This window comes from Cyanobium sp. FACHB-13342, assembly GCF_014697415.1.
GTDB lineage: Bacteria > Cyanobacteriota > Cyanobacteriia > PCC-6307 > Cyanobiaceae > Cyanobium_A.
The window spans coordinates 67317-87255 of sequence record NZ_JACJRT010000014.1; the positions used below are offsets into that span (position 1 = coordinate 67317).

Below are 19939 nucleotides of genomic sequence, written 5' to 3' on the forward strand. Positions count from 1 at the left end.
TCAGCTCGCCAGCAGGACGTCGAGCTGGCCGGAGCGCTCGAGGGCGTGCAGGTCGTCGCAACCGCCCACCGGCTGGCCGTTGATGAAGGTCTGGGGCAGGCTGCGGCGCCCGCCAGCCTTGGCGGCCATCTCAGCGCGGGCGGCCTCATCGCCATCGATGGCGAACTCGGTGTAAGCCACCCCCTTGCGGTCCAGCAGGGATTTGGCACGGATGCAGAAGGGACAGGCTCGCCAGGTGTAGATCTCAACAGTGGCGGCCATCAGCGCCCTCTCCCTCAGGTGGGCGGATCTTAGGCAGCGCGCGACTGGCGACCGAAGAGCCAGGCCCCCGGCAGCATCCCCGCCAAGGCAATCAGAATCGCCCCATTGCCGAGCCCCAGGCTGGCCACGGCGGCCCCGGGACAGACCCCGGACAGACCCCAGCCCAGGCCAAACAGCACCGCCCCGGGAATCAGGCCCCGGTGGAAGGGCTTCACCTCGGTGGAGAAGGGTTCCCCCAGCACGGTGCGGGCCCGCAGGCGCGGCGCCAGCTGAAACACCGGCACCAGCACCGCCAGCGCCGCCGCCATCACCAGCAGCAGTCCCAGATCGCGCAGCTGCAGGAAGCTGAGCACCACCTCCGGGCGGGCCATGCCGCTGAAGGCCAGCCCGAAGCCAAACAGCACCCCGCCAACGGCGGCCCAGAGCAGGCGGTTCATGGCCGCACCCCGCTGTGCCAGAGCACCTGGGCCGTGGCGATGGCCACCGCCATGAACACCAGCACCGCCTGCAGCGAGGCCCGGGAGCCGGAGGCCAGGCCCATCAGGCCATGGCCGGAGGTACAGCCGGAGGAGAGCCGGCTGCCATAGCCCACCAGCACCCCGCCGAGGGCCAGCCGCCAGGGGGCCACGGCGGTGTGGAAGAAGCCCTGCTGGAGCAGGGCCCAGAGCCAGGCGCCCGCCACCGTGCCCAGGGCCATGGCCAGGCGCCAGTCGCGGGAGCTGCGTTCGGCCGTCAGGGGAGTGAAGTAGGTGAGCGTGGAGCTCAGGCAGGAGCTGGCACCAGCTTTCACCCCCAGGGTGAGGTAGAGCAGGGCCAGCCCCGCACCCATCACCAGTCCACCGCCGAGGTAGCTGGCGATGCCATGGGGAAACAGGGACACCATTGCAGGACGCAGAGGCAACCCCAATTGTCATGGAGGCGACGCCGTTGAGTACGGTCAAACCCCGCCCAGCCGATCCAACTTTGACCGCCGCCACACCGGTGCTCGACCTCACCGACTTCAAACGCGACCTCTCCGAGCTCACTGACCGCCTGGGCCATGCCCAGGACTGTCTTTGACGTCCCTGCCCTGAAAGCCCGGCAACAGGACCTCGAGCAGCTGGCCTCCCAGCCCGATTTCTGGGATGACCAGAAGCAGGCCCAGGCGAAGATGCGCCAGCTCGATGAGGTGAAGGCCCAGCTCGAGCAATTAGCCCAGTGGCAAACGGCCGTGGCCGATGCCGAGGCCACCGTGGAGCTCTACGGCCTCGAGCCCGATGAGGAGCTGCTGGCCGAATCGAACGCAGCCCTGCAGAAGCTGCGCGCCGATCTGGATCGCTGGGAGCTGGAGCGCCTGCTCTCCGGCCCCTACGACAAGGAGGGCGCCGTGATCAGCATCAACGCCGGCGCCGGCGGCACCGACGCCCAGGACTGGGCCCTGATGCTGATGCGCATGTACACGCGCTGGGCCGAAGACCACGGCATGAAGGTGAGCGTGGACGAACTCAGCGAGGGGGAGGAAGCGGGCATCAAGAGCTGCACGATCGAGATCGAAGGCCGCTACGCCTACGGCTACCTGCGCAACGAGAAAGGCACCCACCGGCTGGTGCGGATCTCGCCGTTCAACGCCAACGACAAGCGCCAGACGAGCTTTGCCGGCGTGGAGGTGATGCCCAAGATTGAGGAGGAGGTGAAGCTCGACATCCCCGATAAGGATCTGGAGATCACCACCTCCCGCTCGGGCGGCGCCGGCGGCCAGAACGTCAACAAGGTGGAAACGGCCGTGCGCATCCTGCACATCCCCACGGGTTTGTTTGTGCGCTGCACCCAGGAGCGCTCCCAGCTGCAGAACAAGGAGAAGGCGATGGCCCTGCTGATGGCCAAGCTGCTGGTGATCGCCCAGGAGCAGCGCGCCGCCGAGATCGCCGACATCCGCGGCGACATCGTGGAGGCGGCCTGGGGCAACCAGATCCGCAACTACGTCTTCCACCCGTACCAGATGGTCAAAGACCTGCGCACCCAGCACGAAACCACGGACGTGCAGGGCGTGATGGACGGCGACCTCGACCCCTTCATCCAGAGCCTGCTGCACGCCGGCGTCGAGGTGGGAGCCAGCAGCGATGACTGATCCCCAAGGTCCCCCGCCGGCTCCAGAGCCTTCCGGCGAAAACCCCAGCTTCGTGAAGCTGGCAATGCGCAACATGGTGCGCAAGGGCCGCCAGAGCCTGTTTCACTTCGGCCTCACCGCCCTCGGCCTCACCGGTTTTCTGGTGCTGATCGCCTGGCTGGGCCGGCCCCAGATTCCCGGGGGCTGAGCGGGATGAGGGCGGACGCCAACCCCACGCCCCCGGGCCCGGCCGCCACGGTCGACCTCGACCTGGCCTTCTCAGCCGACCCGGATCTGGAGCCGGGGCTGCAGCAAGCCGGCGGCACCTGGCTCGATCCCCTGGAGGGGGCGGATCCCTGGCATGGGCTGCTGGCGGCCTGGCTCAGCGCCCTGCAGGCCGAGCTGCAGGGCGAGCTGCAATCCCCCGCCTACAGCCTGGGGCTGAGCCTGGTGGGCGATGCGGAGATCGCCGCCCTCAACGCCGACTGGCGCGGCAAGAGCGGCCCGACTGATGTGCTGGCCTTCGCCGCCCAGGACGACGATCTCGACGGCGCCGCAGCATTTCCCCTGCTCCCGCAGGACGGCTCGGAGGCAGAGAGCTGGGAGGGCGAACCCCTGGAGCTCGGCGACATCGTGATCTCGGTGGACACGGCGGCCCGCCAGGCCGCCGAGCACGGCCACAGCCTGGAGCAGGAGCTGCTGTTTCTGGCCAGCCACGGCCTGCTGCACCTGCTGGGCTGGGACCACCCCGATGACGCCAGCCTGGAGGCCATGCTGGCGCGCCAGGAACGGCTGGTTAAGGTGCCTGCGGAGCCATGACCAGCCCGCTTCCCATCCCCCAGCCCGAACCCATGTCCCAGCGTCGGGGGCGGCGTCTTCGGGCTGGCGCCTGGAAAGTGGCCGGCGACCTCCCCGCCAGCTTCCGCTACGCAGCCCAGGGACTGGCCTATGGCTTTGCCAGCCAGCGCAACTTCCGCATCCACGTGTTCACCGGGGCTTTGGTGTTCGGCCTGGGGCTGTGGCTGCAGCTGCCCACGGCCCAGCTGGCGGTGCTGGTGCTCACGGTGGCGGCGGTGCTGGTGCTGGAGTTGCTCAACACCGCCACCGAAGCGGTGGTGGATCTGGCCATCGGCCGCCAGTTCCACCCCCTGGCCCGGATCGCCAAGGACTGCGCCGCCGCGGCGGTGCTGGTGGCGGCCCTGTCCTCGCTGATGATCGCCCTGCTGCTGCTCGTGCCGCCCCTGCTGAGCCGGCTGGGCCTTTGAATGGGGGCAGGCCAGGCGCGGCGATGCTTCTCGTTCTCGACAACTACGACAGCTTCACCTTCAACCTGGTGCAGTACCTGGGGGAGCTGGCGGCGGAGCATCCCATTGCCGCCGACCTGCGGGTGGAGCGCAACGACGCCCTCAGCCTCGAGCAGATCCGCGCCCTGGCCCCAGCCGCCATCCTGATCTCACCGGGCCCCGGCGACCCCGACCAGTCGGGGGTGTGCCTGGAGGTGCTGCGGGAACTGAGCCCCACCATCCCCACCCTGGGGGTGTGCCTGGGCCACCAGTCGATCGCCCAGGTGTACGGCGGCAAGGTGGTGCGGGCCAAGGAGCTGATGCACGGCAAGACCTCACCGGTGCACCACAGCGGCCAGGGCGTGTTCGAGGGCCTGCCCAACCCGCTCACCGCCACCCGCTACCACAGCCTGATCGCCGAGCGCGACAGCCTGCCCGCCTGCCTCGAGATCACTGCCTGGCTCGAGGACGGCACGATCATGGGCCTGCGCCACCGCAGCTTCCCCCACATTCAGGGGGTGCAGTTCCACCCGGAGAGCGTGCTCACCCAGGAAGGTCACGCCCTCCTGGCCAACTTCCTGCGCCAGGCGAGCAGCCCCGCCCAGCTGGGTTAGCGTCACGCCGACTGCCGCCCCACCATGCGTCTGCTGCCCACCCTCGGCGCTCTCAGCCTGAGCTCTCTTGGCCTGGGCACCGCCCTGCTGGCCGCCGGCCCGGCCCTGGCCGGCGGTGGCGTCACGATCACCAGCTACGGCCACAGCGCCCTGCTGATCAGTGGCGGCGGGGCCAGCGTGCTGATCAACCCGTTCAAGGCCGTGGCCTGTGCCGCCGGCCTGGCGGAACCTCGGGTGGGCGCCACCGTGGTGCTGGCCAGCAGCCGGCTGCTGGATGAGGGCGCACCGGTGGCCCGCGGCAAAATGCTGGTGGAGCCGGGCTCCTACAAGGTGGGGGGCCTGGCGATCGAAGGCATTGCGGGCCCCCACGACCGCGTCGGCGGTCGCCGCTTCGGCCAGTCGACCCTGTGGCGCTGGAAACAGGGCGGCCTCGATATCGCCCACCTGGGAGGTACCGCGGCCAAGCTCAGCCCCTCCGACAAGGTGATGCTGGGGCGCCCCGATGTGCTGATCATCGGCGTGGGCGGCGGCGCCAAGGTGTACACCGGTGCCGAAGCGGCCGAGGTGGTGCGCGAGCTCAAGCCCCGCCGGGTGATCCCGGTGCAGTACGTCAGCGGCAAAACCCCGAAAGACTGCGACCAGACCAGCGTGCAGCCCTTCCTGGACGCCATGGCCGGCACCCCGGTGAAGCGGACCGGCCGCACCCTCGGCCTGCCCGGCAAGCTGGGCGAAGGGATGGTGATCGAGGTGATGCGCTAGGGCGCGGCCTCAGGGGTTGATCCAGGCATCGAGGTAGCTACGGCGCCAGTCCGCCAACAGCTGGTCCAGCAACCAAGGATCGGCCGAAGCATGGTGGAGCTTCACCGCAAGGGGCATGATCAGCCGATGTCCCTGCCAGTGGCGCTGGCCGGCGTAGAAACTGCAGCGACCGGCCGCATCGCCCCCATGGGAATGGAGGGTCAAGCCGGTGAAGGCCAGATGGGGCAGGTTGCCAAACAAGACGCCCAGGCTGAATTCATTCCAAGCGGCGCGCTGCACGACACCGGACCGCAGCCTGGCCAGCTGCTCGGCATAGCGGCTGGCATAGCTCTCCCAACTGCTGCCGATTCCATCGGGCAGCACCATCTCCACAAAGCGCTGGGAACCGCCCACGGCCACGGGGACGACCAGCGGAGGGTTCTCAACCACCCACCACTCCCCATCCAGCTGGCGCATGCGAAAGCCGGGGTGCCGGGCCAAGGTCTGCAACAGCGACCAGGTGAGCCAGGCAAACAACGAGGAACCCTCCTGGCCACGGGCGTCGTGGCGATGCCAGGCCTGGGTGACATCCACGGCCAGGGTGATGTCCAGGTAGGGGCTCTGGGGCGTGAGGGCATCGCTGAAAAAATCCAGCGACCAGTCGAGCCAGCCCTGACGCTCGTCGCTGGTCAGGGGCCGCAGGCCATAGGACTCGAGCCCGCCGCTCATGGCGTGATGGCCCTGTAAGCCGCCCAGAAGCGTCCCATCTGCTCGGTGGTGCCAAGGCTCACCCGCAGGGACCCCTCGATCAATGGCTTACCGGCCATCGAGCGAACCAGGATGCCCCTCTGGCGCAGCCGCTGCTCCACCTCCTGGGGGGGCCGATCGGGCCAGATCAGCAGGTAGTTCCCTCCCTCAGCGTGGTGGCGCACACCGGCCCCCCGCAGCTGCTGCACCAGCCAATCGCGGGCCCGCCGCACCTCGGCCACGTAGCCGTCCACGTAGGGCTGATCGGCGAGGGCCGCGTGGGCCGCTGTCACGGCGAAACTGTTGATGTCATAGGGCCCGGTGACCCGGCTGATCCGATCCACCACCGCCGCCGAACCGATCGCAAAACCGATGCGCAGGCCCGCCAAGCCCGCCGTCTTGGCCATGGAGCGCAACACCAGCAGGTTCGGCGTCGCTGCGAAATCGGCGACCGGAAGCACGCTGTCGCCGGTGAAGGCCTCGTAGAGCTCATCCACCACCACCAGGGTGCCGGGCGCCATCGCCGCCAGCTCCAGGATCGGCTGGGGCGCCAGGCGGGTGCCGGTGGGGTTGTTGGGGTTGCAGATCAGCAACATGCGCGGCGAGCGCCCATGGGGCTGGCCGTCGCCCCCGCTGCCCTGCAGGGCAGCGCGGATCTCCTCCAAGGGGAACCCGTAATCCGGCAGGCGATAGGGAATCGCCTCGATCGCCATGCCCTGCATCTGGGCACAGGGCGTGTAGTAGCCGAAGGTTGGCACTGTGGTGAGCAACGTCTCGCCCCGGTCGCCATAGGCATGAAATGTGGCGTGAAGCGCCGCGTCGACGCCGTTGAAGAGGCCGACCTGCTCGGGGCTGAGCGGCTGGCCCACGCCAGTGGCCATGAGGTTGGCCACCACCGCCTCCCGCAGGCCGTCGTACTCGGGATAGACGGCGTACTGATCCGCGGGGATCGCCCGGATCGCCTCCACCACCCGCGGGCTCGGCCCCACGGTGTTTTCGTTGAAGTCGAGCCGCAGCAGGCCCCGCCGGCCTTCCAGCGGAGCGCTGTAGGCCTGGAGGCCTTCCACCTCCGGACGGGCCGTTGGCGGCAAGGGCCAGGGGGCAGGTTGCTGCGGCTCCATCACATCCGCTCCAGGGTGGGAATGCCCAGCAAACCCAACCCCAGTTTGAGGGTGTCGGCGGTGAGGCGGCAGAGGGCCAGGCGGGAGGCGCGGGCCGGCTCTTCGGCCTTGAGCACCGGCACCTGGTCGTAGAAGCGGTTGAACACCTGGCTGAGCTCGAACAGGTAGGTACAGAGCCGATTGGGCAGCAATTCCTCCTCCACCTCGGCGATCACACCATCGAGCTTGAGCAGCTCCCGCACCAGGGCCCACTCCTGGGGTTCCGTGAAGTGGAGCTCCGCCGCGGCCGCCGCCAGAGCACCGCCCTTGCGGGCGATGCCCGCAATGCGCACCACCGCGTAGAGCAGATAGGGGGCCGTATTCCCCTGCAACGCCAGCATGCGGTCAAAGCTGAACTGGTAGTTGGTGGTGCGGTTCTGGCTGAGATCGGCGTACTTCACGGCCGCCAGGCCCACGGTGGTGGCCACGTGCTGGATGAAGGCCTCGTCTTCGCTGCGCTCCTCCTCCGCCAGGCGCCGGCGCAGGTCGGCCTCGGCCCGTTCCACCGCCTCATCCAACAGATCCCGCAGCCGCACGGTGTCGCCGGCACGGGTTTTGAGCTTCTTGCCGTCCTCCCCCTGCACCAGGCCGAAGGGCACGTGTTCCACGCTGCCGTGGGGGGGGATCCAGCCAGCGCGCCGGGCCACCTGGAACACCCCGGCGAAGTGGTTGGCCTGGCCGGCATCGGTCACGTAGATCACCCGGCGGGCGCCATCGCCACCCGGCGCGGGGGCAAAGCGGTAGCGGATCGCCGCCAGATCGGTGGTGGCGTAGTTGAAACCACCATCGCTCTTCTGCACGATCACTGGCAGGGGCTTGCCGTCCTTACCGCTCACCCCCTCGAGGAACACGCAGCGGGCCCCGTCGTCGGTGACCAGCAGTCCAGCGGCGTCCAGATCGGCCACCACTGCCTCCAGGTAGGGGTTGTAGAAGGATTCGCCGCGCTCGCTCAGACGAATGTCGAGCCGGTCGTAGATCGTCTGGAATTCCCGGCGACTCTGATCACAGAGCAAGCCCCAGGCCCGGCGACTGATCGGATCGCCACCCTGCAGCTTCACCACTTCCTCCCGAGAGGTGGTCTGGAAGGCTTCGTCGTCATCGAAGCGCTGCTTGGCCTGGCGGTAGAAGGCCACCAGATCGCCCAGGTCCACCGCATCGGCGGTGATCAGGGCCTCGGGTGCCACCTGCTTGAGGTGGGTGATCAGCATCCCGAACTGGGTGCCCCAATCGCCCACGTGGTTGAGCCGCAGCACCGAATGGCCGCGAAACTCCAGCACCCGGGCCAACGAGTCGCCAATGATCGTGGAGCGCAGGTGCCCCACGTGCATCTCCTTGGCGATGTTGGGGCTGGAAAAGTCCACGATCACCGGAGCCGGTGCGCCGCCGTCGTCCGCAACACTCGGCACCCCCAGGCGCCCATCCCCCAGCCGCAGCTGCACCTCGGCGGCCAGCCGCTCGGGGCGCAGGGTGAGGTTGATGAAGCCGGGGCCAGCGATCTGGGGCTCCAGGCAGAGTTCGGCAAAGGCCGGATCGGCCGCCAGCTGCGCCACGATCGCCGTGGCGATGGTCCGGGGTGGCTGGCCCAGGGGCTTGGCCAGGGGCAGGGCCCCATTGGCCTGGAAATCCCCGAACTCCGGCTTGGTGGCCGGCGCCAGTTGGGGATCGAGGGGCTGGCCCGCCGCTCGGGCCCCCTCAGCCGCCTCCGGGAAGGCCCGCTCCATGGCCGCCAGCAACTGGCCGTTCAGGGTTTGGGCGATGCGGAGCATGGGGCCGGGGCCTGGGCAAGGTGATGACTGATCATCCCCCCCGATCGGCCGGGGGGCCGCAGCGGTCAGGGGTCAAAACGCATGCTCAGATCGAGCCAGCCGCTGCGGGTGATCGGCGCACTGGTGGAGATCAGATCGATGCCGGTGGCGGCGTAGGCCCGCAGCTGGTCCGGCTGCACGCCGGAGGCCTCCAGCACCAGCCGCCGGCCCTGGGCGAGCCCCCGCAGCTGCGGCACCAGGGCGGCCAGCTCCGCCGGCGGGATCTCATCGAGCAGCACCCCATCGGCCCCCGCCTGCACCGCCGCCATGGCCTCGGCGGCGGTTTCAGCCTCCACGATCACCGCGGCCGGCCAGGGGGCCGCCGCCCGCACCGCCGCCAGCGCGGCCGCCACCCCGCCAGCCCAGGCCAGATGGTTTTCCTTGAGCATGGCGGCATCGTCGAGGCCCAGGCGGTGGTTGATGCCGCCGCCACAGCGGACGGCGTACTTCTCCAGCCGCCGCAGGCCCGGCGTGGTCTTGCGGGTGTCGGCCAGGCGCACCCCCGTTCCCTCCAGCTGGGCCACCAGGGCCGCCGTGGCCGTGGCGATGCCGGAGAGCCGCATCGCCAGATTGAGGGCCGTGCGCTCGCCCGCCACCAGCGCAGCCGCAGGCCCCTCCAACTCCACCAGGCGCTGGCCCGCCCCCACCGGCTCGCCATCGGCCACCAACAGCCGCACCTGCACGGCCGGATCCAGCAACCGGAACAACGGCTCCACCAACACGCCACCGCAGAACAGGCCCGGCGCCTTGGCCAGCCAGTGGGCCCGGCCCCTGCAGCCGGCGAGGGCAACCGCCGAGAGATCGCCGCGGCCGAGATCCTCCGCCAGCCAGGCGCGCAGCTGGGGCTCGAGCTCCGGCGTGATGGGCAAGTGGGCAGCGGGCATCACCCTCCGGTGCGGGCCTTCCCATGATGGGCAGGCAGCACCACTCGGGTGGCACAGGGGATCGACCGGGCTGATTTGGGTGGCAACCTGAGGCCATCCGCTGATCCGGACGACCGGCATGACCCAACCCCGCTGGTGGACAAGCGGTGACCTCGACGGCTTCCTCGGCCTGGGGCTCGACAACCTGATCCAGATCCTGTTGATCGTGGCCCTGTGCCGGGGCGTGCTCGGCTACCCCGACAGCCTGATCTTTGGCACCATCCTGCCGGCCACCGGCATCAGCCTGGTGGTGGGCAACCTGGCCTATGCCCGCCAGGCCTTTCAACTCGACCTGCGGGAGGGGCGCGACGACCGCACGGCCCTGCCCTACGGCATCAACACGGTGAGCCTGTTCGCCTACGTGTTCCTGGTGATGCTGCCGGTGAAGCTGACCGCCCTGGGCCAGGGACTGGGCGAGGCTGAGGCCGTGACCCTGTCCTGGCAGGCCGGCCTGATCGCCTGCCTGGGCTCGGGCCTGATCGAGTGTTCCGGTGCCTTCATCGGCAACGCCTTGCAGCGCTGGCTGCCCCGGGCCGCCCTGCTCTCCACCCTGGCGGGCATTGCCCTGGGCTACATCGCCCTGGGGTTCCTGCTGCGCACCTACGCCCAACCGGTGGTGGGTTTGGCGGTGCTGGCCGTGATTCTGGTGGGCTACTACGCACCGGTGCGCTGGCCGGTGCCCGCTGGTCTGGTGGCCGTGCTGCTGGGCATGGCCCTGGCCTGGGCCAATGGCCTGATCGACCTGGATCCGGGGAGCTGGCAGGGCAGCACCGGCCTGATTGGGCTGCATCTGCCCCAGCTGCAGCTGGCGGAGCTCTGGCAGGCCCGGGGCCAACTGGGGCCCTGGCTGGGGGTGATCGTGCCGATGGGGCTGTTCAACGTGATCGGCTCCCTCCAGAACCTGGAGAGCGCCGAGGCGGCGGGGGATCGCTACCCGGTGCGCAGCTCCATGCTGATCAATGGCATCGGCACCCTGGCTGCCGCCACCCTCGGCTCCTGCTTCCCCACCACGATCTACATCGGCCATCCGGGCTGGAAGGCGATGGGCGCCCGCATCGGCTACTCCTGGCTCAACGGCGTGGTGATGGCCGCCGCATGCCTGCTGGGCCTGTTCGGGGTGATCGGCCAGCTGGTGCCGATCGAAGCGGGCATGGCGATCGTGCTTTACATCGGCCTGGTGATCGCCGCCCAGGCCTTCCAGGCCACGCCCCCGCGCCATGCCCCGGCCGTGGCCCTGGGCCTGCTGCCGGGGCTGGCCGGCTGGGGAGCCCTGATGCTCAAGGCAGGGCTGCGGGCTGGTGGCAGCGGCACCGCAGCCAACCCCTTTGGCCCCCAGCTGCTGGCGCCCCTGGCCCAGGCGGATGTATGGGCAGCCGGCGCCTTCGCCCTGGAACAGGGCCAGATCATCACGGCGATGCTGCTGGCCGGGATGCTCGTGTACGTGATCGAGGCCCGCTTGCTGGCGGCCGCGGCATGCGCCGGCATCGCGGCCGTGCTGGCCTGGTTTGGCGTGATCCACGCCTGGCAGTTCACCAGTGCCGACACCGTGCTGCAGCTGGGCTGGGGGGTGGGCCGCAGCTGGGCCCTCGGCTACGCCGTGATGGCCCTGGTGTTCCTGGCCGCGCGCTGGGGCCAGCTGCCTACTTGCCGATACAAAACCGCGAAAACACCCGATCCAGCACCGCTTCGCTCACCTCCGCGCCAGTGATCTCGCCGAGACAGCGCACAGCGGTCCGCAGGTCGATCGTCCAGAAATCCCAGGGCAGCTGCTGGGCCGCCGCCTCGAGCGATGCCTCCAGGCTCACCGCCGCCGCACCGGCCAGATCCCGCTGGCGGGCGTTGAGGGCCACCTGCACGCCCTCCAGGGAGCCGGCGCCGCAGCGGCGCAGCAGCTCGGCCACCAGCTCATCCCGGCCGGCGCCACTGACCGCGCTGAAGCTCACATCCGCCGGCGCCCGCGCCCCATCGTCGGGCGGCACCAGGCCCACGGGCAGCGCGGCGGCATCGGCCTTGTTGCCCGCCACCAGCAGCACGGCACCCTCCGGCGCCAACGCGCGCAGGGCCGCGTCCTCGGGAGTCCAGCCCGCGCTGAGATCAAACAGCAGCAGCACCGCATCGGCCGCAGCCAGGGCCTCGCGGGAGCGGGCGATCCCCAGCTGCTCCACCCGATCGCTGGTGGGGCGGATGCCGGCCGTATCCAGCAGGGTGAGCGGCACCCCATCGAGCACCAGCTCACTTTCGAGCAGGTCGCGGGTGGTGCCGGGCAGGTCGGTCACGATCGCCTTCTGCCGCTGGCTGAGCAGGTTGAGCAGGCTTGATTTGCCCACGTTGGGGCGCCCCACGATCGCCACCCGCAGCCCATGGCGCAGCAGCTCCCCCTGCCGGGCCTCGGCCACCAGCTGCTGCAGGGCCGCCCGCACCGCGTCCAGCTCCGCCACCACCGCCGCGGCATCGAGGGCTGGCAGATCCTCCTCGAAATCCACCCGGGCCTCCAGTTCCGCCAGCTGATCCAGCAGGCGCTCCCGCAGGGTGCCGATGCGCTGCTGCAGGCCCCCGTCGATGCCGGCCATGGCCAGCTGGGCCGCTCGGCGGCTGCGGGCCGTGATCATCTCGCTGATCGCCTCGGCCCGGGTGAGGTCGAGCCGGCCGTTGAGGAAGGCCCGCTGGCTGAATTCCCCCGGCAGGGCGCGGCGGGCCCCGGCCGCCAGCACCAGCTCCAGCACCCGCTGCACCGCCACCAGTCCGCCGTGGCAGTGCAGCTCCACCACGGTTTCGCGGGTGAAGCTGCGCGGCGCCCGCATCAGCAGCAGCAGGGCCTCATCCACCCGTTCCCCAGAGGCGGGGTCCACCACGTGGCCGTAGAGCACCCGGTGGGTCTCCCACACCTGCTGGCCAGGCGCCGCAAACAGCTGCCGGCCGATCCCCTCCGCCTCCGGGCCGGAGATCCTTACGATCGCCACACTGCCTTCGCCCGGCGCCACGGCCGTGGCAATCGCCGCAATGGTGTCCGTGGTCTGGGAATCGTCTACACGCATGTCCCCATTTCAGCCCCACACCGCCCTGGGCCGCCGACTGCGGCGCCTGCTGGGCTGGCTGTGGCACCAGGAGGGCAGCCACGGCCAGCGGGCCCGGGGGCTGGCCGCCGGCCTGTTCTGTGGCTGCTATCCCTTCTTCGGCCTGCAGATGCTGCTCAGCGTGGCCCTGGCGTCGGTGGTGCGGGGCAACCACCTGCTGGCGGCGGCCGGCACCTGGGTGAGCAATCCCTTCACTTCCCTGCCGCTGTATTGGTTCAACTACCAACTGGGCTGCTGGCTGATCGGGCCTGGGGCGGGCTGGCCCGGCCTCGACGACCTGCAGGCTGGCCGCATCTGGCACAGCGGCGGGGGCTTGGTCAGCCGCCTGCTGCTGGGGTCAACCGTGGTGGGGGTGGCCTGCGCCGTGCTGGGAGGCTGGCTGTACTGGCACTGGCTGGAGCGGGAACACCGGCGCGGCAAACGCCAGGGTTGATCAGGGATTCGCCAGGCCTGGGAACACCATCAGGTCGATGTGGCCGCCCTCCGGGTGTCGCCACTCCCGGAACTCCTCGGCCAGGGCATGTTGCTCCCGGGGGAGGCACTGGGCCTGGAGGGCCTGGAGGCGCTGATGGACCAGGTCGAGGGTCTCATCGACCAGCTGGGCCGCCTGCTCGGAGGTCATGGCATGGCACGCGGAAGATGGGCCGGTTGTAGGTGGGCCCTGGGCCGGCCGCCGTAGCCATCGTCACGGTGGCAGGGGCCTGTGGTGAGACCCTCACGCAATAGCGGCGACCAGGAGTGAGAGGATCAGACACCATCAACAGGTCCCCGTGGCTGACGGCAAGGATTCCTCCCGGTCGGCACTGTCCGGACTGCTGCTGGTGCTGGGCTCGATCGGCGGCTTGGCCCTGCTGGTGTGGCTCACCCTGGTGATGCTCGACCTCAAGCACCTCAACACCTCGGGCTTCACCCTGCCTTAGCCAATACCCGTGCGGGCGATGTCGAGCACATCCGCCATGGAGCGGATCTGGTTCATGGTGCTGGTGAGCTGGCCGGCACTCTCGAGCTCCACCCGCAGATCGATGCGGGCGGGCTTGCCGGGATTGGTGCGCACCCGGGCATCGCTGACGTTGATGCGGTGATCCGAGAGGCGGGTGAGGATGTCCTTGAGCACCCCCACCCGGTCCAGCACCTCGATGCGCAGCTGCACCGGGTAGCGGCGCGGCCGGGCTTCCACCGCCGGATTCCAGCGCACCGGCAGGCGCCGCTCAGCCGGCACCTGGGCCACGTTGGTGCAGTCCTGACGGTGGATCGTGATGCCGTGGTTGCCCAGGGCCACCGCCCCCAGGATCGGCTCCCCTGGCAGGGGGCTGCAACAGCCCCCCAACCGGTAGTCGAGCCCCTCGAGCCCCAGGATCGGACTGCCCCCCGCCGCGGAAGCGGCCTGGGTCTCCGCCTGGGCACCGCGGGTCGCCGACACACTGGCGGCCAGCTGCTCGTTGCTGAGCACCGGTGCCGCGGCCGCACTGGCCAAGCGCAGCTCTTCCCGTAGGCGGTTGAGCACCTGGTGCAGGGTGACGCCGCCGAAGCCCAAGGAGGCCAGCAGGTCTTCGGTACCGGTGAGGTTGCAGCGACGGGCCACCTTGGCCATGGCCTGGCCATTGAGCAGGGCATCAAAGCCATCGCGCCCCAGCTCCCGCTCCAGCAATTCGGTGCCCCGCAGGATGTTCTCCTCGCGGTGGCTCGTCTTGTACCAATGGCGGATGCGGTTGCGGGCCGTGGGGGTGGCCACGAAGTTGAGCCAGTCGAGGCTCGGGTGGGCCGTCTTGGCGGTGATCACCTGCACGAAGTCGCCGTTCTGCAGGGGGGTGGCCAGGGGACAGAGGCGATCGTTGATGCGCACGCCCTGGCAGTGGTTGCCCACCTCCGAGTGGATCCGATAGGCGAAGTCCACGGCCGTGGAGCCCTTGCGCAGCCCCACCACATCGCCGTTGGGCGTGAAGACGAACACCTCCTCGTCGAAGAGGTCCTCCTTGATCGAACGCAGGAAATCGCTGCTGTCGGTGCCGCCGTCGTCCTTCTGCCAGTCGACCAGCTGCCGCAGCCAGTTGAAGCGCTCCGCATCGGCACCGGACGCGGCCGGTGAACCACCCTCCTTGTACTTCCAGTGGGCGGCGATGCCGTACTCCGCCACCTGGTGCATGTCGGTGGTGCGGATCTGCACCTCAATCGGCCTGTGGCGGCCAATCACGGCGGTGTGCAGCGACTGGTAGCCGTTGGGCTTGGGCAGACCGATGTAGTCCTTGAAGCGGCCGGGGATCGGCCGGAAGGTGTCGTGCACCACCGCCAGGGCCCGGTAGCAGCTCTCGAGGTTGGGGCAGAGGATCCGCAGGGCGGCCACGTCGAAGATCTCGTGGAAGGCCTTCTGCTGGCGCTGCATCTTGCTCCAGATGCCATAGAGGTGCTTGGGCCGGCCGCTCACCTCGCAGTTGTCCAGCCCCACCGCCGCCAGCCGGTCGCGCAGCAGCTGCACCGTGACCCCCAGCCGCTCCTCACGCTCGCTGCGCTTGGTGGCCACCTGCTGCTGCACATCCCGGTAGGCCTCGGGCTCGAGGATCTTGAAGGCCAGATCCTCCAGCTCCCACTTGAGCCGGCCAATGCCGAGGCGGTTGGCCAGGGGGGCGTAGATCTCCCGGGTTTCCCGGGCAATGCGCAGCTGCTTTTCGGGCTTGAGGGCGCCGAGGGTGCGCATGTTGTGCAGGCGGTCCGCCAGCTTCACCAACACGACGCGGATGTCGCTGGCCATGGCCAGGAACATGCGGCGCAGGTTTTCGGCCTGGGCCTCGGTGTGGTTGGTGAAGTGGATGCCGCCGAGCTTGGTCACCCCCTCCACCAGGGCCCGCACCTCGGCGCCGAAGTGCTGCTCGATCTCCTCCGCGGTGACCTCGGTGTCCTCCACCACGTCGTGGAGGAAGCCGGCCGCAATCACGCCGGCGCTGGCGCCGATGTCGCGCAGCAGGTCGGCGACGGCAACCGGATGGATGATGTAAGGCTCACCGCTGGCCCGGAACTGGCCCTCGTGGAGCTGGTAGGCGAAATCGAAGGCTGAGGCCAGTAGGGCCTCGGAATCGGTGGGGCAACTCTCCCCGTCCCCCGGTGGCACGTGCTCGATGCAGCGCTGCAGCCACTCGGGCAGGGGCACGCCGTAATCGGCGGGGGTGCGAATCGGCCGACGCTGGGGGGCAGCTGGAGGCTCCGCGACTGAAACAGCCCCGGCGGTTGCATCCAGATCGGGAACCGCCCTGAGCATTCCACCCTGCGGAGTTGCTCCATCGTATGCAGCAGCCGCCAAGCTGGGGGCCATGACCAGCCCTGTGCTTTCGATCACCAACCTGATGGTGCGCTATCCCGGTGCGGAGCGCCCCACCCTGGAGGGGTTGAGCGTCCAGCTCAGTCCGGGCGAACGGCTGGCCCTGGTGGGTCCCTCCGGCTGCGGCAAGAGCACCGTGGCCCGGGCCGTGCTGCAGCTGCTGCCCCCCGGCAGCCAGTGCAGCGGAGGGCTGCTGCTGGCCGGGCAGGACCCCAGCCGGCTGGGGCGGTCGGCCCTGCGCCAGCTGCGCGGCGAAGCGGTGGGCCTGGTGTTCCAGGACCCCATGACCCGGCTGAATCCCCTGCTCACCATCGGCGATCACCTGGGCGACACCCTGGCGGCCCACCGGCCCCAGTGGCAGCGACGCCAGGTGCGCCAGCGCGCCTCGGAGCTGCTGGAGCGGGTGGGGATCAACCCGAAGCGCTATGGCAGCTACCCCCACGAATTCAGCGGTGGCATGCGCCAACGCCTGGCCATCGCTTTGGCCATGGCCCTCAGGCCGCCCTTGGTGATCGCCGACGAACCCACCACCAGCCTGGATGTGGCGGTAGCCGGTCAGGTGATGGCGGAACTCACCGACCTCTGCCGCGAAGCGGGCAGCGCCCTGCTGCTGATCAGCCACGACCTGGCCATGGCGGGCCGTTGGTGTGACCAGATCGCCGTCCTCGACCAGGGCCACCTGATTGAACAGGCCCCTGCCCAACAGCTGCTCACCGCCCCGGCCTCCCCCCTGGCCCAGCGGCTGGTGGCCAAGGCGCGGGAGCGGGAGGGAGCCGAAAGCCCCGCACCGGCCCCGGCCCCAGCCCTGCTGGAACTGGAGGGCCTGCGCAGCTGGCACCCCCTGCCGTCCCTGCCCTGGCAGTCCCGCTGGCTGAAGGCCGTGGACGGCGTCAGCCTGCGGCTTCAGCAGGGCGAAACCATTGGCCTGGTGGGGGCCTCGGGCTGCGGCAAAAGCACCCTCTGCCGGGCCCTGATGGGCCTGGCACCGGTGCGGGGCGGCAGCGTGCGCCTGGAGGGCCGCAACCTGCTCAGCCTGCGCGGCCGGGCATTGCGGCAGGCCCGACGCGGCATCCAGATGGTGTTTCAAGACCCCCTGGCCTGCCTCAACCCCCAGATGGTCGTGGGGGAAGCGATTGCCGATCCCCTGCTGGTCCACGGCCTGGCCAGCCGCCCCCAGGCCCGCCAGCGGGCGCGGGAGCTTCTAACCGCCGTGGGACTGACCCCCCCGGAGGCCTTCGAAAACCGCCGGCCCCGCCAGCTCTCGGGCGGCCAGCAGCAACGGGTGGCCATCGCCCGGGCCCTGGTGCTCGAGCCCAGGGTGCTGCTCTGCGACGAGAGCGTCAGCATGCTGGATGCGGAGGTGCAGGCCGACGTGCTGGCCCTGTTGCGCCAGCTGCAGGAGCGGCTGGGGCTGGGCATCCTGTTCGTCACCCACGACCTCTCGGTGGCCAGTGGCTTCTGCCACCGGGTGATCGTGCTGGAGGGCGGAACGATCGTGGAGGAGGGCCCCGGCGCCCGGCTGCTGCGCGATCCCCAGGCCGCGATCACCCGCAAGCTGGTGGAGGCCTGCCCGCGGCTACCGGCGCCGGCGTAACACCTCCAGCAACCGCTCAAACACCTCCGGCAGGGGGGCCTCGCACACCAGGCGCTCACGGCTGATTGGGTGATCGAGGCCCAGCTGCACCGCATGTAGGGCCTGGCCAGGCAGCTCGATCGGCAGCTTGCGGCAGCGGGAATACACCGGGTCGCCCACGATCGGATGGCCCATGTGGGCGCAGTGCACCCGGATCTGGTGGGTGCGGCCGGTGTCGAGCTTGAAGCGCAGCAGGGCGTAGTCCCCCAACCGCTCGATCAGGCGCCAGTGGGTGCAGGCGTGGCGGCCGCTGTCGTCCTGCACCACGGCGTATTTCTTGCGGTCAGCCGGGTGGCGACCGATCGCGCCCACGATCGTGCCGGAGTCGGCCGCCGGCTGGCCGTGCACCACCGCCAGATACTGGCGCGAGGCGATCCGCTTCTGAATCTGCACCTGCAGCTTCACCAGGGCCTCCTGGCTCTTAGCCACGACGATGCACCCCGTCGTGTCCTTGTCGAGCCGGTGCACAATCCCCGGCCGCAGCTCGCCGCCGATGCCGGGCAGGTCGGGGCAATGGTGCAACAGGCCATTCACCAGGGTGCCGTCCCTGTTGCCCGGAGCCGGATGCACGGTGAGGCCAGCCGGCTTGTTGAGCACGATCAGGTGGGCGTCTTCGAAGAGCACATCCAGCGGCATCGGCTGGGCCACCAGGTAGGGCAGCGGCTCCGGCGGCGGCATCCACAGCTCCACCACATCGCCCGATCGCAGGGGCGTCTTGGCCCGGCCGGTGGCCCCATTCACCCGCACGTAGCCGGCATCAATGAACTTCTGGATGCGGGCGCGGCTCTGCTCCGGTCGCTGGCTCACCAGCCAACGGTCCAGCCGCATCGGCAACGGCTTGGGGTAGGTGAGCGTCAGCAGCTCCCCCTCACCTGCTCCGAAGCCACTCATGAGGGCAGCGCGAGGGCAGGCAATTCCAGGGCAATGGCCCCCAGGCGGGCGCAGCGAAAATCGTCGAGCACCTTGGTGGCCATGCGCAGGCTGTCGCCGCTGGTGTGGCGATCGGCGGCCGCCGCCAACCAGCCCTCCACGTCAGGGCCGCCGCCACCCAGGGCGCCGAGGGGAATGCCGTAGCGCTTCTCCAGCAGCCCGGGTGCCACCCCGGCGGCGGGCTGGGCCTCCAGCAGGCTGAGCAGCTGCAGGAAGGCCAGGGCCGCGGCCTCGTTGTCGTAGGCCGCCTGGCCGATGTCATCGCAGAGGGCCAGCCGCAGGGCGGACTGCTGGTCGTCCAGGCGCGGCGGCAGCACGCCGGGAGCGTCGAGCAGGTCGAGGTCCTGGCCCAAGCGCACCCAGCGCAGGCTGCGGGTGACGCCGGCACGGCGGGCACTGTCCACCACCTTCTGGCGCACCAGCCGGTTGATCAGGGCGGATTTGCCCACGTTGGGAAACCCGAGCATCAGGGCCCGCACCGGCCGCGGCTTCATGCCCCGCCCGGCCCGCCGGGCGTTGAGGGCTTCCCCGGCCCGGATGGCCGCCTGCTGCAGCTGTTTCACACCGGTGCCCGCCTTGGCATCGCACCACCAGCAGGTCTGCTCCTGGGCCCGGAACCAGGCCGTCCAGGCCTGCCGCACCGGCGGCGGAATCATGTCCACCCGGTTGAGCACGAGCAGGTGCTGCTTACCGCTGATCCAGCGCTGCAAGCGGGGGTGGGAGGTGGCCAGGGGAATGCGGGCATCCCGCACCTCAATCACCAGATCCACCTTGGCCAGGTTGGCGTTGAGGGCCTTCTCCGCCTTGGCGATGTGGCCGGGGTACCACTGAATCGCCGGGGCATTGACGCTGAGCTGGGTCACCTAGGGCACCACCAGCACCGGACAGGGCGCCAGCTGGATCACGCGGGCGGCGGTGCTCTGCTGGTCGCTCTCGATGGCGATGCCGCGGGTGCCCATCACGATCACATCGGCATTGATCTCGTCAGCCACATCGCCGATCACAAAGGCGGGCTTGCCCTCCCGCTCGATCACCTGACAGCTCACACCAGCCTCTTCAAAGCGGGTTCGGGCCTGCTGCAGCAGCTCCGCCACGGCGGTGGGATCGTCCTCACCGGGCTCCACCACTGACAGCAGCACCAGCCTGCTGGCGTGCTGCTGGGCCAGTTTCAACGCCACCGCCGCCGTGTCCATCGCCTGGCGGCTCCGGTCAATGGGGAAGAGAACGGTGTCAAACATGGAGCAAGGACCGCAGGCAGGGCCGAGGGGGGGCTGGAAGTTCAGTCTGGGGGTCCATCCGGGATCCGGCCAGCAGGACGGATTGGGGGAAATCCGAAGGTGGGGGGCAGCCGGAGCCGCGGGGGCTAATCTCCCCC

General features: G+C 69.9%; 23 protein-coding genes. 10 read left to right on the top strand and 13 right to left on the bottom strand.

The features are described 5' to 3' along the window. The 3 genes from grxC to H6G16_RS10875 are packed head-to-tail and all read right to left on the bottom strand — an operon-like array spanning position 1 to position 1144. On the bottom strand, positions 1-261 hold the full coding sequence (grxC, locus tag H6G16_RS10865) for a glutaredoxin 3 (protein ID WP_190390333.1): 261 nt from the start codon (positions 259-261) through the stop codon (positions 1-3). 29 nt (positions 262-290) lie between these two features. Further along, positions 291-698, bottom strand: coding sequence for a DUF6691 family protein (locus H6G16_RS10870; protein ID WP_190390334.1), 408 nt, complete (start codon positions 696-698; stop codon positions 291-293). Further along, positions 695-1144 carry a YeeE/YedE thiosulfate transporter family protein gene (locus H6G16_RS10875; protein WP_190390335.1) on the bottom strand — a complete coding sequence of 150 codons (450 nt, stop codon included), beginning with the start codon at positions 1142-1144 and terminating at the stop codon, positions 695-697. Before H6G16_RS10875 ends, H6G16_RS10870 begins: the two co-directional genes overlap by 4 nt. 98 nt (positions 1145-1242) lie before the next feature. Between H6G16_RS10875 and prfB the strand changes: the two genes are divergently transcribed. The 6 genes from prfB to H6G16_RS10905 all read left to right on the top strand — a co-directional run bounded on the left by prfB (position 1243) and on the right by H6G16_RS10905 (position 5003). Further along, a protein-coding gene (gene prfB / locus H6G16_RS10880) for a peptide chain release factor 2 (protein ID WP_347238879.1) occupies positions 1243-2368 on the top strand; the annotation gives its coding sequence in 2 pieces (ribosomal slippage) (positions 1243-1317 and positions 1319-2368; 1125 coding nt in all). After that, complete coding sequence (locus H6G16_RS10885; protein WP_190390337.1) at positions 2361-2555, top strand: DUF3285 domain-containing protein; 195 nt, start codon at positions 2361-2363, stop codon at positions 2553-2555. Before prfB ends, H6G16_RS10885 begins: the two co-directional genes overlap by 8 nt. Before the next feature lie 5 nt (positions 2556-2560). Continuing rightward, positions 2561-3166 carry an rRNA maturation RNase YbeY gene (ybeY, locus tag H6G16_RS10890; RefSeq protein WP_190390338.1) on the top strand — a complete coding sequence of 202 codons (606 nt, stop codon included), beginning with the start codon at positions 2561-2563 and terminating at the stop codon, positions 3164-3166. Between the two features lie 32 nt (positions 3167-3198). Next, on the top strand, positions 3199-3612 hold the full coding sequence (locus H6G16_RS10895; protein ID WP_242036396.1) for a diacylglycerol kinase family protein: 414 nt from the start codon (positions 3199-3201) through the stop codon (positions 3610-3612). A gap of 23 nt (positions 3613-3635) precedes the next feature. After that, positions 3636-4244 carry an aminodeoxychorismate/anthranilate synthase component II gene (locus H6G16_RS10900; RefSeq protein ID WP_190390340.1) on the top strand — a complete coding sequence of 203 codons (609 nt, stop codon included), beginning with the start codon at positions 3636-3638 and terminating at the stop codon, positions 4242-4244. 24 nt (positions 4245-4268) lie between these two features. Beyond that, a complete protein-coding gene (locus H6G16_RS10905; RefSeq protein ID WP_190390341.1) occupies positions 4269-5003 on the top strand; it encodes an MBL fold metallo-hydrolase in 735 nt (244 codons plus the stop codon). A 9-nt stretch (positions 5004-5012) separates the two neighbouring features. On the opposite strand, the gene H6G16_RS10910 is transcribed toward H6G16_RS10905, so the two are convergent. The 4 genes from H6G16_RS10910 to nadC all read right to left on the bottom strand — a co-directional run bounded on the left by H6G16_RS10910 (position 5013) and on the right by nadC (position 9578). Continuing rightward, entirely contained in the window at positions 5013-5711 is a 699-nt protein-coding gene (locus H6G16_RS10910) for a CatA-like O-acetyltransferase (protein WP_190390342.1), read from the bottom strand. Continuing rightward, on the bottom strand, positions 5708-6850 hold the full coding sequence (locus H6G16_RS10915) for a histidinol-phosphate transaminase (RefSeq protein WP_190390343.1): 1143 nt from the start codon (positions 6848-6850) through the stop codon (positions 5708-5710). The genes H6G16_RS10910 and H6G16_RS10915 overlap by 4 nt, the downstream gene beginning before the upstream one ends. After that, complete coding sequence (argS, locus tag H6G16_RS10920) at positions 6850-8655, bottom strand: arginine--tRNA ligase (protein WP_190390344.1); 1806 nt, start codon at positions 8653-8655, stop codon at positions 6850-6852. Before argS ends, H6G16_RS10915 begins: the two co-directional genes overlap by 1 nt. A 65-nt stretch (positions 8656-8720) precedes the next feature. Continuing rightward, positions 8721-9578, bottom strand: coding sequence for a carboxylating nicotinate-nucleotide diphosphorylase (gene nadC / locus H6G16_RS10925; protein WP_190390345.1), 858 nt, complete (start codon positions 9576-9578; stop codon positions 8721-8723). Between the two features lie 118 nt (positions 9579-9696). Here nadC and H6G16_RS10930 point away from each other — a divergent pair, with 118 nt between their 5' ends. After that, a complete protein-coding gene (locus H6G16_RS10930; protein WP_242036379.1) occupies positions 9697-11325 on the top strand; it encodes an NCS2 family permease in 1629 nt (542 codons plus the stop codon). Here H6G16_RS10930 and mnmE read toward each other — a convergent pair. Beyond that, positions 11258-12652, bottom strand: coding sequence for a tRNA uridine-5-carboxymethylaminomethyl(34) synthesis GTPase MnmE (gene mnmE, locus H6G16_RS10935; protein ID WP_190390346.1), 1395 nt, complete (start codon positions 12650-12652; stop codon positions 11258-11260). The genes H6G16_RS10930 and mnmE overlap by 68 nt on opposite strands. Between mnmE and H6G16_RS10940 the strand changes: the two genes are divergently transcribed. Next, the gene (locus H6G16_RS10940; RefSeq protein WP_190390347.1) at positions 12651-13124 is read left to right on the top strand and encodes a DUF2062 domain-containing protein; all 474 of its coding nucleotides are present in this window, start codon (positions 12651-12653) and stop codon (positions 13122-13124) included. The genes mnmE and H6G16_RS10940 overlap by 2 nt on opposite strands. Here the strand turns inward: H6G16_RS10940 and H6G16_RS10945 are convergent, their stop codons facing one another. Then, entirely contained in the window at positions 13125-13313 is a 189-nt protein-coding gene (locus H6G16_RS10945) for a hypothetical protein (protein ID WP_190390348.1), read from the bottom strand. A 148-nt stretch (positions 13314-13461) separates the two neighbouring features. Here H6G16_RS10945 and H6G16_RS10950 point away from each other — a divergent pair, with 148 nt between their 5' ends. Continuing rightward, the gene (locus tag H6G16_RS10950; protein WP_190390349.1) at positions 13462-13611 is read left to right on the top strand and encodes a hypothetical protein; all 150 of its coding nucleotides are present in this window, start codon (positions 13462-13464) and stop codon (positions 13609-13611) included. Here the strand turns inward: H6G16_RS10950 and H6G16_RS10955 are convergent. Further along, positions 13608-15941, bottom strand: a complete 2334-nt coding sequence (locus H6G16_RS10955) for a bifunctional (p)ppGpp synthetase/guanosine-3',5'-bis(diphosphate) 3'-pyrophosphohydrolase (RefSeq protein WP_190390350.1) — start codon at positions 15939-15941, stop codon at positions 13608-13610. The two genes, H6G16_RS10950 and H6G16_RS10955, sit on opposite strands and share 4 nt — an antisense overlap. A 52-nt stretch (positions 15942-15993) precedes the next feature. Between H6G16_RS10955 and H6G16_RS10960 the strand changes: the two genes are divergently transcribed. Beyond that, complete coding sequence (locus H6G16_RS10960; protein ID WP_190390351.1) at positions 15994-17595, top strand: ABC transporter ATP-binding protein; 1602 nt, start codon at positions 15994-15996, stop codon at positions 17593-17595. Here the strand turns inward: H6G16_RS10960 and H6G16_RS10965 are convergent. From H6G16_RS10965 to H6G16_RS10975, 3 genes are read right to left on the bottom strand one after another with little or no spacing between them, the layout of a single operon-like run. Beyond that, positions 17578-18525 carry an RluA family pseudouridine synthase gene (locus H6G16_RS10965; RefSeq protein ID WP_190390352.1) on the bottom strand — a complete coding sequence of 316 codons (948 nt, stop codon included), beginning with the start codon at positions 18523-18525 and terminating at the stop codon, positions 17578-17580. The genes H6G16_RS10960 and H6G16_RS10965 overlap by 18 nt on opposite strands. Then, a complete protein-coding gene (ylqF, locus tag H6G16_RS10970; protein ID WP_190390353.1) occupies positions 18522-19427 on the bottom strand; it encodes a ribosome biogenesis GTPase YlqF in 906 nt (301 codons plus the stop codon). The genes H6G16_RS10965 and ylqF overlap by 4 nt, the downstream gene beginning before the upstream one ends. Beyond that, the gene (locus H6G16_RS10975) at positions 19428-19802 is read right to left on the bottom strand and encodes a universal stress protein (RefSeq protein ID WP_190390354.1); all 375 of its coding nucleotides are present in this window, start codon (positions 19800-19802) and stop codon (positions 19428-19430) included. It abuts the gene before it with no gap. Positions 19803-19939 lie beyond the last annotated feature (137 nt).

Coding starts and splice junctions, on each gene's coding strand:
- H6G16_RS10960 (WP_190390351.1), top strand. CDS start 15,994: ATGACCAGCCCTGTGCTTTCGATCACCAACCTGATGGTGCGCTATCCC.
- H6G16_RS10870 (WP_190390334.1), bottom strand. CDS start 698: ATGAACCGCCTGCTCTGGGCCGCCGTTGGCGGGGTGCTGTTTGGCTTC.
- ybeY (WP_190390338.1), top strand. CDS start 2,561: ATGAGGGCGGACGCCAACCCCACGCCCCCGGGCCCGGCCGCCACGGTC.
- H6G16_RS10875 (WP_190390335.1), bottom strand. CDS start 1,144: ATGGTGTCCCTGTTTCCCCATGGCATCGCCAGCTACCTCGGCGGTGGA.
- H6G16_RS10945 (WP_190390348.1), bottom strand. CDS start 13,313: ATGACCTCCGAGCAGGCGGCCCAGCTGGTCGATGAGACCCTCGACCTG.
- nadC (WP_190390345.1), bottom strand. CDS start 9,578: ATGCCCGCTGCCCACTTGCCCATCACGCCGGAGCTCGAGCCCCAGCTG.
- H6G16_RS10895 (WP_242036396.1), top strand. CDS start 3,199: ATGTCCCAGCGTCGGGGGCGGCGTCTTCGGGCTGGCGCCTGGAAAGTG.
- H6G16_RS10940 (WP_190390347.1), top strand. CDS start 12,651: ATGTCCCCATTTCAGCCCCACACCGCCCTGGGCCGCCGACTGCGGCGC.
- H6G16_RS10885 (WP_190390337.1), top strand. CDS start 2,361: ATGACTGATCCCCAAGGTCCCCCGCCGGCTCCAGAGCCTTCCGGCGAA.
- H6G16_RS10910 (WP_190390342.1), bottom strand. CDS start 5,711: ATGAGCGGCGGGCTCGAGTCCTATGGCCTGCGGCCCCTGACCAGCGAC.
- H6G16_RS10975 (WP_190390354.1), bottom strand. CDS start 19,802: ATGTTTGACACCGTTCTCTTCCCCATTGACCGGAGCCGCCAGGCGATG.
- grxC (WP_190390333.1), bottom strand. CDS start 261: ATGGCCGCCACTGTTGAGATCTACACCTGGCGAGCCTGTCCCTTCTGC.
- mnmE (WP_190390346.1), bottom strand. CDS start 12,652: ATGCGTGTAGACGATTCCCAGACCACGGACACCATTGCGGCGATTGCC.
- H6G16_RS10915 (WP_190390343.1), bottom strand. CDS start 6,850: ATGGAGCCGCAGCAACCTGCCCCCTGGCCCTTGCCGCCAACGGCCCGT.
- H6G16_RS10900 (WP_190390340.1), top strand. CDS start 3,636: ATGCTTCTCGTTCTCGACAACTACGACAGCTTCACCTTCAACCTGGTG.
- H6G16_RS10930 (WP_242036379.1), top strand. CDS start 9,697: ATGACCCAACCCCGCTGGTGGACAAGCGGTGACCTCGACGGCTTCCTC.
- H6G16_RS10955 (WP_190390350.1), bottom strand. CDS start 15,941: ATGCTCAGGGCGGTTCCCGATCTGGATGCAACCGCCGGGGCTGTTTCA.
- H6G16_RS10905 (WP_190390341.1), top strand. CDS start 4,269: ATGCGTCTGCTGCCCACCCTCGGCGCTCTCAGCCTGAGCTCTCTTGGC.
- H6G16_RS10965 (WP_190390352.1), bottom strand. CDS start 18,525: ATGAGTGGCTTCGGAGCAGGTGAGGGGGAGCTGCTGACGCTCACCTAC.
- argS (WP_190390344.1), bottom strand. CDS start 8,655: ATGCTCCGCATCGCCCAAACCCTGAACGGCCAGTTGCTGGCGGCCATG.